This is a genomic window from Paenibacillus sp. FSL R5-0473 (genome assembly GCF_038004565.1).
Taxonomy (GTDB): Bacteria; Bacillota; Bacilli; order Paenibacillales; family Paenibacillaceae; genus Paenibacillus; species Paenibacillus amylolyticus.
In genome coordinates, this window is sequence record NZ_JBBORL010000001.1 from 4,633,969 (window position 1) to 4,650,164 (window position 16,196).

The window sequence follows — 16,196 nt, forward strand, 5'->3', positions numbered from 1 at the left end:
CTTCCGCTCAAAGCAGCGGTTTTTGTTTTTTTCTTATCTATTTTACTTGTTTACTTTCCTCCCAATCGACCTGGAAATACCTTTAATCCAAAATTAACGACTTGTATTCACTTGACGATATGTCAAATTGAACTTAAAATTTAGTTAGTCGACTAACTAAAAGGATATGAACGGAGTAGATGATATGAACCCAGTCCAAAATGATCGGTTAATGGGACAGCTATCCGAACTCGTGAAACTGAAACGCTACAAGGTTCATGAGAAACTTGTGAACCACCCCGAGTTATACCCGGGGCAGCCCCCTTTGCTGTTCCAGCTTGAACGGGAAGATGGTCAATCCCAGAAAAACCTGGCCGAACAACTTCAGCGCAGTCCCGCAACGGTAACCGTGATGCTCAAGCGCATGGAATCATCCGGTTATGTGAGACGTGAAGCAAACCCGAAAGATATGCGCAGTCTGCGGGTATACCTGACGGATCAGGGGCGCTCTGCGCTACAAGAATTGAGAGAAGTGATTCAGGAGTTGGAACAGCAGGCCCAGAAAGATTTTACACCGGAAGAATCCGAGATCATGTCTGCACTTGCACAGCGTATGCTCCAAAACCTGCGTGAATCCTGAGGTGATGCAGATTCGCGATTGAAGCAGCTAAAGGTATTATGAAATTGATTCACTTATGCTATGAAGATTGAGGTGATTCTCTATTGTGGACGTTAAAACGATTCTTGACACCGTACAAGTCGGCGGCGATCGTCGCCCCGCTGCTCATGGTACTTGAGGTTACCATGGACCTGCTCCAGCCCAAGCTGATGTCCAGCATCGTGGATGATGGTGTACTTGCAGGGAATCTGCCCCATATCGTGACTACAGGTCTGATCATGCTACTTGTTGCGTTAATCGGCTGGGTTGGCGGCGCAGGCTGTACACTCTATTCAAGCAAAGCTGCCGTTGGATACGGCACGGATCTGCGCCAGGAGTTGTTTGACCATATTCAAACCTTCTCTTTCCGCAATCTGGATACGTTTCAGGAAGGGTCTCTGATCACTCGTCTGACCAGTGACATTACCCAGATGCAGACCTTTGTACAGATGCTGCTGCGGATGTTTATCCGTTCGCCAATGCTGATCATCGGTAGTATCATCATGGCGTTTACGATCAGTGTGAAACTGGCTTTGATTCTTATTGCCACTGTGCCGGTACTGTTTATTATTTTATTTATTCTGATAAAAGCTTCCTATCCGCTGTTCGCCAGTGTGCAGAGCAAGCTTGATCAGGTCAACGCTGTGCTTCAGGAGAATCTTGCCGGCATTCGTGTCGTCAAAGCATTTGCACGTGCACGTCTGGAGAAAAAACGGTTCAAGCAATCCAACGAAGATTACACTACAACCGCCGTCAAAGCCTGGCGTATTGTAACGCTGAACGCACCCGTGCTCAGCCTGATGCTGAATGCTACCATTGTAGCGGTGCTGTGGTTCGGAGGTTTCCAGGTAGTCGGAGGCGATATTGCTGCCGGAGATCTGATTGCTTTTATCAACTATGTCACGGTTGTACTCTCGTCCCTCACGTCGATCGGCATGATGATGATGAGTTTCTCCCGCGCCAAGGTATCAGTTGCACGGATCAACGAGGTGTTACATACACAGCCGGATATTCAATCGGGAACCGATAACTCCGGGAATGTACAGTCATCCCCGTCTACTCGTGATCAGTCCCGAAACCAAACGTCTTCTCTTCCCTCCCACACAGGCGGTCAAGTGGAGTTCAGAGACGTATCTTTCCGTTATGACGGAGACCATGCACTCACTGACATTAACCTGAAGGCTCGCCCGGGTGAGAAAGTGGCCCTGATCGGTTCAACAGGTTCAGGCAAAACCTCGCTGGTGCAGCTGATTCCCCGTCTATACGATGCTTCGCAGGGTGAAGTGCTCGTGAATGGAGTGAACGTTCGCCACTGGGATCTTCAGGATCTTCGCAGTCGTGTGTCCATTGTGCTACAGGAATCCATCCTGTTCAGCGGCAGCATCCGGGATAACATTTGTTTCGGCCGGCCCGGTGCAACGGATGCTGAATTGCGTGCTGCGGCACAAGCTGCGGCAGCGGATGATTTTATTATGAAACTGAAAGATGGGTATGACACGGAGCTGGGTCAACGCGGGGTCAATCTGTCCGGTGGACAGAAACAGCGGATATCCATTGCACGCGCCCTGCTCATGCGACCGGAAGTACTGATTCTGGATGATAGCACCAGTGCTGTTGATCTGCGTACGGAAGCGAGCATTCAGAAGGCTTTGCAGTCCTTGATGAAAGACAGCACGACCTTTTTGATTGCACAACGGATCTCCTCCGTGAAGGATGCAGACTGTATATATGTTATTGATGAAGGACAGATCGTTGCCAGAGGCACACATGATGACCTTATGGCTCATTCATCACAATATCAAGCCATTTATTATTCGCAGCAACGGAAGGAGGATGTTCAATTTGGCTAAACCTGCATCTTCCTCCATACAACAAATGGTCGTGCCTCCCATCGGAAGACCCGGACCAGCAGGCAGAGGACCTGTTCCCAAAGTCAGAGCCAAAAATGCTCGCCATGCCCTGATCCGGGTATGGTCGTACATGGGACGTCATCGCAAAGGAATCATTGCTGCATTAGTGCTGACGGCTCTCGGAACACTGCTTAATCTAGCAGGACCTTACCTTCTCGGCCGTGCCGTTAACGAACATATCGTGCCCAAAGTAACAGCGGGTTTGCTGAAGGAATGTCTTCTTTTGCTGAGTGTGTATGTCCTTGGCTCACTCCTGATGTGGGCTCAATCCTATGTCATGATTGGTGTGTCCCAACTGACCGTTAAGGATCTGCGACATGCGTTGTTCTCCCGACTGCAAGAGCTGCCTGTCAGCTTTTTTGATAAAAATCAAAGCGGGGATCTGATGAGCCGGGCGACCAATGATATCGATAACGTATCTACAACCCTGAATCAAAGCGTAACCCAATTGATGTCCAGTGCCATCCTGCTCGTTGGTTCCTTGTCGATCATGTTTGCACTCGATGTACGGCTTACCCTGCTCAGTCTGGTGACTGTACCGTTGATTACCATCGCCACTCGCCTGATCGCGTCAAGAACACGTAAACACTTCACCGCCCAGCAGAAATTGCTTGGTGAGCTTAATGGGTATGCTCAGGAAACCATTGCTGGACAAAAAGTCGTAGCGGCTTATAACCGTCAGGATCAGGCACATCAACATTTTGAAAACCTGAACGAGAAACTGCGCACATCCAGCACACAGGCCCAGACCGTTTCGGGTTTGGTTGGACCTACGATGAACGTGATGAATAATATCGGGTTTGCCATACTCGCTTCTGTAGGTGGATGGATGGCTTATCATGAAATGACGTCCATCGGACTGATCGTCAGCTTTCTCGCTTACTCCCGCCAGATTGAGCGGCCGCTCAACGATCTGGCCAATCAGTACAATCTGATTCAGGCTGCAATCGCAGGTGCTGAACGTGTGTTCCACATTATGGATACACCTAGCGAATACGTAGAGGAACAGAAGAAACAACTGGACCAGATTCAAGGTAAAGTGGTATTTGAAGACGTCTCTTTCGGATACAGTGCGGAGCGAGACATTCTTAAGAAGGTCAGTTTTACTGCAAAACCTGGTGAGATGATTGCACTTGTTGGACCCACCGGCGCAGGCAAAACGACCATTATCAACCTGTTACCCCGTTTCTACGAGATTACAGGCGGACGGATTACCATCGATGGATGTAACATCTCGGAACTGGAGAAGGATCAACTCCGTCGGCAACTCGGCATTGTACTTCAGGATGCCTACCTGTTCTCGGGTACCATTCGCGACAATCTCGCCTACGGCAAGCCCGACGCAACCGATGAACAGATCAGGCAATCGGCGGAGCTGGCGAATGCACATTCGTTCATCCGCAAACTGCCACAGGGTTACGATACCCCCATCATTTCCGGGGGAAGTAACCTGAGTCAGGGACAACGACAACTGCTGACCATTGCCCGGGCAATTCTGGCTGATCCGGCCATTCTTATTCTGGATGAAGCAACGAGCAGCATTGATACCCGTACAGAGATGAAGATCCAGGAAGCGATGCGCACTTTAATGAAAGACCGCACCAGCTTTGTCATCGCCCACAGACTGAGCACGATTCGTGAAGCCGATCAGATTCTCGTCATTGATGATGGACAGATCGCTGAACGGGGCAACCATGACGAGTTGATGCAGCAACAAGGTTTCTACTATCAGTTACATCAGGGACAGCCCAATAAGTCGAACTAAAGTGTGTCTGCAAAGCTACTGCATGCCGAAGCGGACCTTAGCGCGTATGGAGCAAGTAATTGCGCTGTATCCTGAATGTGGGAGAACATGTCCTTCGCGTGCGAACAAGCGATCAATACGCCACAAAAGTGGATTTTCTCCTTTCCAAATAAAAAACTCCACTCCGTACCGGGCGGGCTTTTAGGACATCGTCCAGCTCACGGTTGGAGCAGAGCAAGAGCGTAAGCTAACGAATCTGAGGCGTCTTATTGTTACTTTTAAAGCTCCCTCAGAAATCTAAAGAACCTGAGACACGTTATATCCAAACAAACAGCTATTTTCAGCGTTTTTTCATGGGATGTTGGGAAATAACGCGTCTGAAGTTTCTTACAAATTAAAGTAAGGACTTGAAGGCCAAATAAGACGTCCTATGTTCCTTAGAAAATCGACTACCCATTCGCCAAGGATCAACCGGCTTGAACTTCAGACTTTTATACGCTGACCTCCATCATCATATCGCTTACTTGAATTTGCAGACACACTCTTATATAGCTAAAATGATCTGAACCGATGTGGACTCCACACATCAACTTATTAATCGAAATATTAAACGCCGCATGGGGTTCTTCTGGACCCATGCGGCGTTTTTATGTTTTTGTCTAATGACTACTTAATTGCTATCTCTGGTAAGTTATATGATTCACGTCTCCATTGGCAGATGAAGCGTGAAGGTGGAACCAACCCCCATTTCACTATGGACGGTAATTTTACCATTGTGATCCTGAACGATTTTCTGGCAGAGTGCAAGTCCCAGTCCCGTACCTTCTTCTTTGGTTGTATAAAATGGATTAAAGATGGTGGATAGCGAATTTTCCGGAATGCCGCTTCCTGTATCTGTAATTGAAATGAGCACTGCGTCTCCGTCCTGCAACAAATCCATATGGACCTCACCAGGGTCTGTCATTGCTTCAAAAGCGTTACGAATCAGATTGATCAATACCTGCACAATTTTATCTCGATCCATGATGATCACAACTGGCTCATTAGTCATTTCAAGCGTAATTTGATGCCCTCGGGATGCCGCATCTGACTCGGTCAAAGACATCACTCGTTCAAGGCAGTGACCCAAATGTTCAGGCTTCATGTGATTGGCATGTGGTTTGGAAAACTGCAAAAATTCAGCTGTCAGATCGGTTACTCTCGTCACTTCACCCATAATCACTTCATACCATGGCGCGATATTAAATGCTTGTCCACGGGACAGCTGCAGGAATCCCCGAATTGCGGTAAGCGGGTTCCGAATTTCGTGAGCCATACCCGCGGCCAGTTCACCTACAGCCCTTAGTCTCTCGGAACGAAATACTTCTTCTTCATTTTTCAGCCATTTGCTGCGCTGTTGTTGAAGCAGCCTATCCTCGGCTACCGTCATAAAGTGTTGCAACGAATCCGACATTTCCGGGTACAGGGAGATGCTGTAGCTTACCTGGAGTCCTTGAAGCTGCACGGATAGTAGTGACGACATTCGTTCTTCCACATCCTGTATCTCTGGCAAAACGACCGCAAATCGGTCTCCTGCATACCGGGATATGCCATAGGCCTCGGTGAAATGATTGCTGATCATCTGGCCTGTACCTGTGATTACCGTACACCAAGGATCTTCTGACTCTTTTTTAAAGCCGCTAAAGTTATTGACGTTCAAAAGGACAAGCAAAAAAGACCGTTGCTCTTCTACTGTCTTATGTAACACCTCCATGTAACCTTCGTAATTCAACAGTCCGGTAAGCGGATCATGCAGGGTCAGGAACCGATTTTTTTCCCGAAGCCTGCGCTTCTCGACCTCACTGTTGATTAAGGTATGATACAAAAAAATGATAACAACCGAGGTTAACAGGTCAAATAACGAAACCAGCAAAGCATATGTATCTACAGGCACATACGAAAGCCGAATCAACGTATATTGCAACATAAGCAGCAACGAAATCGGCAAGGTCTGCGCCAACCTTGGTTTGTCCTGGATCATTGAAATAATGAGCATATAATACAGCATGTTGCACCAGTTCAGTTCACTGAAATAGTGGAATATCCCGAGAAAAATCCACTGAAATTTTCGCAGCACAGGATATCGTCTCTCCCCATAAATACTTGCTACCAATAATGTCGCCGAAAGTGACATTATTGCCATATGAGGGGTAAGCCTGAGAACATAAGAGGACAGAATGACAAGCAGACAACCTAGCGGGAATATCACCATTTTCATCGTGTAACTAAGCAAACAGCCTCGCCCCCTTTGACATAAAACTCACATCAAATAACTTATGTACATGTATTATATCGATTATGATTAGCTGATGTTGTCGATTAGTGGAGGCTCGCCAAATTCGCACGAATGTATAAATTATGAAGGCAATAGGACATATGATGTAATTGTAATCAACAAAAGTGAAACAATTCCTCTTCGCATAAATCATTATTGTGGTACAATACATTAATGGATTAATTTAGGATAAATACTTTCTTATGGAGGATATCACATGACAACACAACGAAAACCTTTCGGTCTGGGTACTCTATCTCTACTCGTACTATTGATGGGTCTCGCCTTTAATTTCCAATGGGGCAAAACAAATTTTATGATCAGTCATTATCTTTTTAACTTAATAAACATACCGATTTATAGCAACGGAACTCAAGGACTTCACATTCCTTTTGTAGTAGCAGCCCTCTTCTGGATTCCTGCCTTCTTGATCGCCAAAAAAAATCGTTCGCATTATGGCACAAGTGTATCTTATAACGTCGCCGGATTCATGTTGCTCTTATGCATCATTGGACCAGTTATCCCCGTTATCGATTGGATGGTCAATGGTTAAACAATTAAAGCCAGCTCTCTATATCCCGAGGGCTGGCTTCTTTGCTGCTTTTCCATATAAGATGAACAAATTGTTTACACGATAACGTAGAGGACAGAAATAACCTGAAGAAGCGGAGCGTTCGCCTAAAAGCTTTCTGAAAGAAAGCTGCATCGGAAGCATATGCTATACCCGGATTTTCACTTCTTTAGAAGGGAATCAAAAAATCTGGGGATAACAGCGATCAGAAGGTTGTTCTGTCATCGGAGTGACTGGTGTAACCTTTTCACGTTAATCTTATTTCTTCGCCATATACTTACGGATATCAAAAGCCACCGCAGCAACAATGATCAATCCTTTGATAATCAACTGCCAGTATGGACTTACACCGATAAACGTCAGACCATAGTTAATGACCCCGAAGATCAGCACACCCGCCATAACCCCGGGTACCGTTCCAATACCTCCTGCCGTTGATACGCCGCCTACCACACATGCAGCAATCGCATCCAGCTCATACATGTTACCGTAATTGTTTGTTGCTCCACCTGTGCGTGCTGCCTCAAGCACACCACCCAAACCATACAGTGCACCCGCAATGGCATACAGCGTCACCAGGTTGCGAGCCACATGAATCCCGGATACATGCGCTGCCTGAATGTTGCCACCGATCGCGTACATGTTTTTGCCGAGACGTGTTTTGTTAAAGATCACCCAGCAGACTAATGCCACCGCAATAGCAATGAGGACAATATACGGGATGGAATAACCCCCGCCCAGATCAATGTATCCAGAGCCAATAACCGTAAAATCGGGTCTCAATCCTCCGATCGGCTGTGACTGGTTGGGTTCCGTATCAAAATAAATGGAGTTCAGTCCGTACACGGCAACCATCGTACCCAACGTTGCGATAAAAGGTGGCACATGTAATTTGGCGACAATGAGTCCATTTACCAATCCCACGAATAGACCCGCGGTAATCCCGACAAGGATCGGCAGACCCACCCACAACTGGGGCAGATCGGGGAAGAAGCGATTGGTATACTCGTCAATTTGTAACATCGATGCCGATACAACCGCCGTCAGACCAACCACCCGTCCAGCGGACAGATCGACCCCGCCCGTGACAAGGATGAAGGCTGCACCAAGTGCAATAATGGCTCTTGTGGAGGACTGTTGTAATATATCTCGTAGTGTGGAGAATGCAAGGAAGTTCGGATCAGCGATGGCAATACCAATAATGAGCAGGATCAATACGATAAAGATGGCGCGTTGTGTTACATATTGTTTTACTTGATTGATCATCTGTGTGTTCATCTGTTTCCCTCCTGACTAAGCCATCCGCTGCTGCGCGGCCAGCCTCATAATATCCTGCTCTGTTGCCTCGGCTCCGTCCACGATTCCGGTGAGACGCCCTTCGCTCATCACCATAATGCGATCCGACATACCCAGCAGTTCGGGCATCTCCGAGCTAATCATGATAATGCTTTTGCCCTGACGAGCCAGTTCCGTAATAATGGTGTAAATCTCAAACTTGGCCCCTACATCGATTCCACGTGTCGGTTCATCCAGCAGCAGAATCTCCGGGTCGGTCAATAACCAACGGGCCAGCAGAACTTTCTGCTGATTGCCGCCAGACAGGTTTCGAATCAGCGTGTTAACTGAAGGCGTTTTGGTTCTAAACTTCTGCGTCTGCTCACGTGCCTCTTCGCGGCCCTTTTTCTCGTCCAGCAAGCCCACACGATTTCGGTAGCGCCCCAGACTGGCAATGATCGTGTTCTCATACACCGACAACACCGGGAAGATTCCTGTAACCCTTCTTTCTTCCGTGAGCAACGCAATGTTATGACGCTTCGCTGCTGCGGGGGAATTAATCTTCACCTTGCGCCCATGAATCGAAATCGTACCTGAAGCGAGTCCACGCAGTCCAAACAAGGACTCAATTAGTTCTGTCCGCTGTGCTCCAACCAAGCCGCCAATGCCAAGCACTTCACCTTTTCGCAGCTCAAAGGATACATCACGAAACGATTTGGACTGGCTTGATGTCAGACCCTCGGCTTTTAATATCACTTCACCGGGTACGTTCGTCCGTTCCGGGAAACGTTCGTCCAGATCACGGCCAACCATACGTGTAATGATCAGATCTGTTGTTAAATCCGCAGCATCCCATGTCCCGACAACAAAGCCATCACGCATGATTGTCACTTCATCCGAGATCGTTAGGATCTCCTCCATCTTGTGTGAAATATAGATAATGGATACGCCGCGACTGCGCAGTTCATTAATAATGGTAAAGAGCTGATCCACTTCCTTGCCTGTCAGGGAAGAAGTTGGCTCATCCATGACGATGACTTTGGATTGAAAAGAGACCGCCTTGGCAATTTCCATGGATTGAATCTTGGAGACAGACAGTGTTCCCGCCTGAGCCTTCGGATCAATATCCAGGTTCAAGTCCTTGAACAGGGCCAGCGTATCGGTATACATCCGTTTCTCGTCCACCAGTATTCCCCTCATCGGAAAACGACCCAGCCATATATTCTCCATCACCGGACGATGCGGGACCGGATTCAGCTCCTGATGAATCATGGATATGCCTTGCTGAAGTGCCGCTTTGGAATTCGGAATATCCACATCCTTTCCTTCGATGCGTATCGTTCCTTCATCTGGACGATACATGCCGAACAGACATTTCATAAGTGTGGATTTCCCCGCTCCATTCTCTCCCATCAAGGCGTGAACCGTCCCCGGCTTCACTTTCAATGTGACCTGACTTAGTGCCTGCACACCCGGAAATGCTTTGGAAACTCCATTCATCTCCAGCAGGTAAGGTGACTCCATCTTGGTTCCTCCCTTCCATATGACCGGCAAAAAAGGGACGCTACCCGAATGTCGGACGTCCCTGTCTCGTGCTGTTATTGGGCGTCGGCGATGTTGTCTTTGGTAATCTTTTTGTATGCAATCCAGACGTATTTACCATCTGTAATGTCGTATTTGGTATTTTCCTTTGTTGGTGTCTCACCTTTGGCAAGTACGGAAGCCAGTGCCACTGTGGCTGCACCCTGATTCTTGGCATCATTAAGCACCGTGCCCAGCATTGTACCATCCTGGAGAGCCTGAATGGCTGGAGCTGTTGCATCCACACCTACAACCGGCATGGATTTGCCGTCCTTGAAGTATCCGGCTGCTTTCAATGCCTCAATGGCTCCCAAGGCCATGTCATCATTGTTTGCGAGAACGGCCTCAATCTTGTCACCATGGGAAGCCAGGAACGCCTGCATTTTCTCCTGACCTTTTACCCGATCCCACATCGCCGTGTCTTCCGCCAGTGCTTCCACTTCGATACCGGCATCCTGGATCGCCTGAACCGAATATTTGGTCCGAAGCTCTGCATCCTGGTGACCCGGTTCCCCTTTCAGCATGACGTATTGCAGTTTGCCATCGCCGTTTTTGTCCGCTTCCGGATGTGCTTTCCAGTAATCCACAATCAGCTGACCGGAGATCGTACCGGACTCCTCCGCTTTTGCTCCTACATAGTACACTTTATCCCATTTGTTCATATCTTCAGCTACTGGCTCACGGTTGAGGAATACCACTGGAATGTTCGCTGCCTTAGCCTTGTCAATGATGACACCTGCCGCCGTCCGGTCCACCGGGTTCACGGCCATTGCATTGTATTTCTTGGACACAAACAGATCCACTTTCTCATTCTGGGTCGGCTGTGCATTCTGGCTATCTACGATATCCAGGGTCGCAATGCCTTCCGCTGCTGCGGTCATCGCATTACGTACACCCGTCATGAATGTATCATCAAATTTGTAGATGGCAACACCAATCTTGGGCGTTTCCGTACCGGCTGCTGTCTGGCCTCCTGTATCTGTTCCCGTACTTCCACCTGCGCTGTCTCCGCCGCTACTACACCCCGCCGCCACAACCATACATGCCGTAATCAACAGTGTCATCCATGTTTTCTTCATATCCTAATGACCTCCCCCAAGTTCATTCGGCTTCACCGATGTCTTTATTATGAAAGGGTTTACATTAAATTCGAATACAATATCTTCACCTGTTCTATCGAAATCTTCCTCAAGTTAACAAACACCTTAATTTCTTCGTTCAGCATTCGTTCCGGCACTCGTTCCAGCATTGGTTCATTGTACAAAAGGAAACAACAGCTTCTGGTTATCCATCCAGAACATATTGTCTGTACTAACCAGCTTGGTCTCAAGTAACACTCTCGCTTGCACCTGTTGATTGTTCAGCCGCGCAACGGCTTGATTCAACCCCAGATAACCTGCACTGTATCCATTCTGGACGATGAGATGATCAAAGACCCCTTCTTGCAATTGCTCCAGTTGCTGTTGTTCACTGCCAAATCCAACAATCCTTACCTTTTCCGCAGATTTGCGTCGATTCAGTTCATCGGCTGCTCCCAGAGAAGCAAGTTCCTGAAGAGTAATGAAGCCATCCACCTCCTGCTGGTCCAGCAATTGCTTCGCAGTCTGCCAACATCCATCCCGTGTATTACATATCGATTTGGGTTCCACTTGAATATTAGGATACTGTACCAAGGCTTCCATAATTCCCTGCTCTCTCTGAGTAAGACCAGAATTAAGAGGATCGGGGCCTAATAAAGCCACATGACCTTTCCCTTCCAGAAGCTCCGCCATAGCCTGGCCGGCCTGTCTTCCCGCCTCAACATTATCCATCGAGATGAAACTGGTGATGCCTTTCACGGGAAATTCATCGTTAAGCACAATGACAGGAACAATGGTTCCATCGGAATTTGTTGTCTGTGCCTCCTGAATGATGTCACTAAGGGCCTTCTCACTTAGGGGATCAACCAATAGAGCTGATGCCCCCTGCTTCAGAGCCGATGCGGCGGCCTCCACTTGAGCCTGCTCTCGCCCACTGCGAGACAACGTATGGCTGTTGATATTTGCCTGTTTGACCTGCATCTGACTTCCAGCAGAGTCCAGAATGGCAGGCATGTACACATCACCATCGGAAGGGTATGCTTCCACGGTAATCAGTTCGGCTCCGTTCTCTTTGGCAGCCGCTTCGGCACCAAGCCGGATAGCTTCCGCAAGTTCCCCTGTCCCAGCTGGCGTAATCAGCGCGATACGTGGCGGTACTGCCATAGCATCGGGACTAGATAAGCCACAGGCGCTGCATATGAGCAGACAGCAGCTTGCAGCTGTCTGGGTTACTAACCGACGTTTCCGGATTCCAGGAAAGATCGCAGCAACCTTTTTCCAAAACGTACGAATGTATGACCCTACAACTCTGTGGCTGTGGATATCGCCCCTATTCTCCTTATTGTCTGTCATTAGGCTCGCCCTCCTTCTGCTGCGATTGAATGGGAATCCGAACCCAGACCGTGGTGCCTTCTTCCAACTCACTTGCAAATTCAAGTCCGAAGCCCTCCCCATAATAGAGCCGGATTCGGTCATGCACATTGCGCACCGCCACGCCGGAGCCTGCACCACTTTTGACCACAGGACGACCACTTAATAATCCCGACATCTGTTCTTCCGTCATGCCGACCCCATTATCTGTAATGCGAAACACCAGCTTGTTGTCCTCACGATAAACATCGACCTCAATACTTCCTTCGTCCATGTGGTACTCGATGCCATGAACAATGGCGTTCTCAATCAGGGGTTGCAGCACTAGCTTTAATGTGAGGCATTCCAGGAGCGTCTCATCTGCATGGATGGTAAAGTTGAATTTGCGCTTGAACCTCATCTGTTGAATCGTCAAATAATGCTGCGCATGTTCCAGCTCTTCCCTGATCGTGATAATCGTTTTACCTTGACTAAGACTGATGCGGAACAGGCGAGAGAGAGACGTGATCATCGTGATCACTTCCTCATTGCGGCTCATGCCTACCATGCGCACCACGGAATTCAGCGTATTGTACAAAAAATGCGGATTAATCTGGGCCTGCAAAGCTTCCAGCTCCAGACGCCGCTTCTGTTCCTGTTCATGAATGATCTCATCCATCAGGGTGCGAATTTTATTGACCATCAGGTTGAAGCGACGGGATAGTCGTTCCACCTCCAGTGGCCCTTCAATCGGCAACTCCACGTTGAAATCCCCGCGCTCTACGGCCTTCATTTTACGTTCCATTCGCCGAATCGGACGAGTCAGACTGGAGGATAAGAACAGCGAGACAAGAATGACCAGTACCAGTACAACGACCAATACACGAATGAGATATCCGTTCACTTCCTGACGCGTTGTCATAATCTCATCCAGATAAGCAACACCGACGATTTTCCACCCGATATTGGCAACGGACTTTACGGTATTCAGCCTTTTCTGCCCATCTGCTTCATCTTCGTAACTGCCGGAAGCCACCAAAGCCTGTTCGATATTCTCGCTTTTGAGTCCCATATACATCAATTGTTGCTGCGGATGGTACACGATATTGCCCGCACTCTCATCGATGATATACACGTATCCTCGTTGCCCCAGACTGACCCGACGGCTCAGTTCATCCATCTGTTTGAAATTGATATCGACCAGCAAAATAACCTGCCGATCCTGACCATTTTGCCGTATCGTTATGCCTTTGCTCATGGAAACGACCCATTTATATGGGCCTGTGTACATGTTCTGAATATGAGGTAACGAGAAACTCAGGTGATCCGGCACACGAAGCGCAGACTGAAACCACCCTTGCTGTGTCACATGGGCGCTGGTTTTTAATTCGGCTGTAGGTCGGTTTTTGAGCAATTTCCCCGTGGAATCAAGCAGAGTAATCGAGATGATATCTTCACGACTGCTGAGCAGTGTGTCAAGCTGTTTGTCCACCAGTTCCCCTTCCCATGTCCCGTCACGCAGCATGTGTTCCTCAATGGCACGGTACAGATGAGACATACTACGGACGTAATCCTCCAGGTTATAACTGACCTGATCCACAATCTGTCTCGTCGTCAGTTCTGCACTTCGCTCGGCAGCCTGCGTGAACTTGTCATGCAGAAGCATCGCCATGATGGTTAGCACCAAAACGATGAAGACGGAAAAGGACCATGTAATAATAAACCGGATACTGCTGACTCTGGACGAACGCAGACGAGAGCGTAATTGAGGTCCCGTGGACTTCACCCATCTGGACAAGAACTTCATCGGATCGAACCTTCACTTGCCGCCTGGGAAGCCTGTTTACGATATTCTTTGGGTGAGACGCCAATATGTTTTTTGAAACAAAAACTGAAGTAATTGGGTTCGGCAAAGCCAACCTGCTCCGCAATCTCAAACGACTTCAGCTCGGTCGAGCGAAGCAGCTCACGCGCTGCCTCCATTCGGATCTGCATCAGGTACTGCAGGAAGGTAAGTTGTACTTCTTTTTTGAAAATGCCACAAAAATAACCGGAGCTGATATGCAAATGTCCGCACACCTTCTGAATGGACAGGTCCGGGTCGGCATAATGCTCTTTCGTGAAGACTAACGCCTGCTCGACAATATCTTTGTATACATGCTGGCGTCCGCTCGCAATGCGATGTTGCACGAGTAGACAGACCTCCTGTACCTTCTTCTGTGCCTCAGTGAGTCCCGGCAGTCGGAACAAATCCGCATACAACTGGAACCCTGCACCAAAGATGTCTTCCATCGCTTCCCCTGATGCCTGTGCTGCCTTCCATACTGTTGTTAACACTTCAATTAAATAGAGCTGAATATCACTTCGCCCGTGTTCCACTGTAATTTCCCGGAAAATGATCGCCAGTGCTTCCTCCAGCTCTGCTTGTGTACCTGCCTTCAGGCATCGTGTCAACGTCTGCTGCTTCAACTCGTCGAACCGCAACTTGCCCGCCGTCTGTCGCTCCACGTCCGCAATGTATATGATTGAATCTGTCCCCGGCACAAGCCGATAATCCAATGCCAGCAGGGCATCTTCATAGGCATGATTCACATCCGCGAGTGTATCCACAATCTGACCAGAGCCCACCGTAGCCGGGATACGTAAATAGTGGTTGATGCTGCGCATCACATTTTCCAATGCCTTCTGTTGCCGCTTCACTCCATCTGTACCGCCCGTACGATCCACATAGAGCAGGACAATCGTCTCCTGATGCATAAAGGCATGACCAGCCCCATGCTCCGCCCAAACTTCTGCCGCAATGTTAAGTGCCGCAAAGCGTTTCAGCTCAGCATCCTCAGATTGACGCAAGGAACCTCCGGGAATGAATATCTCAGACTGATCCGCTACCTCGGATGTTGTTTTGTTATGTCGTTGTGGGGGCTCGCTGAATACTCCCTCAGACTTCTCCTTCTGTACATCTCCATCCATATGCAGTGTCAATACGGACACCCCATAACGTTCTCCTGTCAGATCCAATCCGCATTGTTTGGCTTTACTATGAATATATGTTGAGGATTTCTGTCGATGGAGCAAGGTCGCCATCAGATCTGCCTGTAATAAAGGCAAACTGGTATGATAGTGCTCACGCAGCTGCTGTACATCTTCACGCTCAGCCACTTCAGCCGCCATCTGAGCGCGCAGTCTTGTGAGCAGTTCGGTGAGATGTCCTGCCGAGAACGGCTTCAGTAGATATTCGTCCACACTTAACGAGATGGCTTGCCTCGCATAATCAAATTCATCATATCCAGTCAAAATGACCACCTTTACGAGTGGATTACGTTTCCTCAATCTTTGAGCGAGTTCCAGACCATTCATGAATGGCATGCTGATATCCGTCACCACAATGTCCGGCTCCACCCGCTCCGACATCTCCAATGCTTCACGCCCATTCTCAGCCAAACCGACAATCCGCAGATCGAGCGCTTCCCAATCGACCTCTACAACAAGTCCTTCACGCACATCTTCTTCATCATCCACCAGCAGTACCCGGTACACGTTTGGATTCCTCCCTTTTGATGCCGGCCTTATGCCCTATCAACGAATATATATGTAGCATTGTGAATCCATTTGATTTTTTATTGCCCACCTAATTGAAGCAAAGGCTCATGTTGATCTGTTCCAAGGTTGCCATCATAATATACAATATTATCAGGGATGTGTAATCGCTTTCTTTATTGGAGGTAAGGCAACCCT

11 protein-coding genes are annotated in these 16,196 nt (G+C 48.3%); 4 read left to right on the top strand and 7 right to left on the bottom strand.

The window, feature by feature from the left end:
- Positions 1-184 precede the first annotated feature (184 nt).
- The 3 genes from MKY28_RS20430 to MKY28_RS20440 all read left to right on the top strand — a co-directional run bounded on the left by MKY28_RS20430 (position 185) and on the right by MKY28_RS20440 (position 4,312).
- Positions 185-619, top strand: a complete 435-nt coding sequence (locus MKY28_RS20430; RefSeq protein WP_340936810.1) for a MarR family winged helix-turn-helix transcriptional regulator — start codon at positions 185-187, stop codon at positions 617-619.
- 83 nt (positions 620-702) lie between these two features.
- On the top strand, positions 703-2,487 hold the full coding sequence (locus MKY28_RS20435) for an ABC transporter ATP-binding protein (RefSeq protein ID WP_340936812.1): 1,785 nt from the start codon (positions 703-705) through the stop codon (positions 2,485-2,487).
- Entirely contained in the window at positions 2,471-4,312 is a 1,842-nt protein-coding gene (locus MKY28_RS20440) for an ABC transporter ATP-binding protein (RefSeq protein WP_445670929.1), read from the top strand. Before MKY28_RS20435 ends, MKY28_RS20440 begins: the two co-directional genes overlap by 17 nt.
- Before the next feature lie 679 nt (positions 4,313-4,991).
- Here MKY28_RS20440 and MKY28_RS20445 read toward each other — a convergent pair.
- Positions 4,992-6,548: an ATP-binding protein gene (locus tag MKY28_RS20445; RefSeq protein WP_340936813.1), complete on the bottom strand. Its 1,557-nt coding sequence runs from the start codon at positions 6,546-6,548 to the stop codon at positions 4,992-4,994.
- Positions 6,549-6,822: 274 nt separating this feature from the next.
- On the opposite strand from MKY28_RS20445, the gene MKY28_RS20450 reads away from it, so the two are divergent.
- Complete coding sequence (locus tag MKY28_RS20450; RefSeq protein ID WP_338707904.1) at positions 6,823-7,158, top strand: hypothetical protein; 336 nt, start codon at positions 6,823-6,825, stop codon at positions 7,156-7,158.
- Positions 7,159-7,434: 276 nt separating this feature from the next.
- Here MKY28_RS20450 and mglC read toward each other — a convergent pair whose 3' ends face one another.
- From mglC to MKY28_RS20480, 6 genes are all read right to left on the bottom strand, one after another.
- A complete protein-coding gene (mglC, locus tag MKY28_RS20455) occupies positions 7,435-8,454 on the bottom strand; it encodes a galactose/methyl galactoside ABC transporter permease MglC (protein ID WP_340936814.1) in 1,020 nt (339 codons plus the stop codon).
- Positions 8,455-8,469: 15 nt separating this feature from the next.
- Positions 8,470-9,975, bottom strand: a complete 1,506-nt coding sequence (locus MKY28_RS20460) for a sugar ABC transporter ATP-binding protein (RefSeq protein ID WP_340936815.1) — start codon at positions 9,973-9,975, stop codon at positions 8,470-8,472.
- 74 nt (positions 9,976-10,049) lie between these two features.
- Positions 10,050-11,111, bottom strand: a complete 1,062-nt coding sequence (locus tag MKY28_RS20465; RefSeq protein WP_036672480.1) for a galactose ABC transporter substrate-binding protein — start codon at positions 11,109-11,111, stop codon at positions 10,050-10,052.
- Positions 11,112-11,285: 174 nt separating this feature from the next.
- Positions 11,286-12,464, bottom strand: coding sequence for a substrate-binding domain-containing protein (locus MKY28_RS20470; protein ID WP_340936816.1), 1,179 nt, complete (start codon positions 12,462-12,464; stop codon positions 11,286-11,288).
- Positions 12,451-14,268: a sensor histidine kinase gene (locus MKY28_RS20475; protein ID WP_340936818.1), complete on the bottom strand. Its 1,818-nt coding sequence runs from the start codon at positions 14,266-14,268 to the stop codon at positions 12,451-12,453. The genes MKY28_RS20470 and MKY28_RS20475 overlap by 14 nt, the downstream gene beginning before the upstream one ends.
- A complete protein-coding gene (locus tag MKY28_RS20480; RefSeq protein ID WP_340936819.1) occupies positions 14,265-15,998 on the bottom strand; it encodes a response regulator transcription factor in 1,734 nt (577 codons plus the stop codon). The genes MKY28_RS20475 and MKY28_RS20480 overlap by 4 nt, the downstream gene beginning before the upstream one ends.
- Positions 15,999-16,196: the final 198 nt, after the last annotated feature.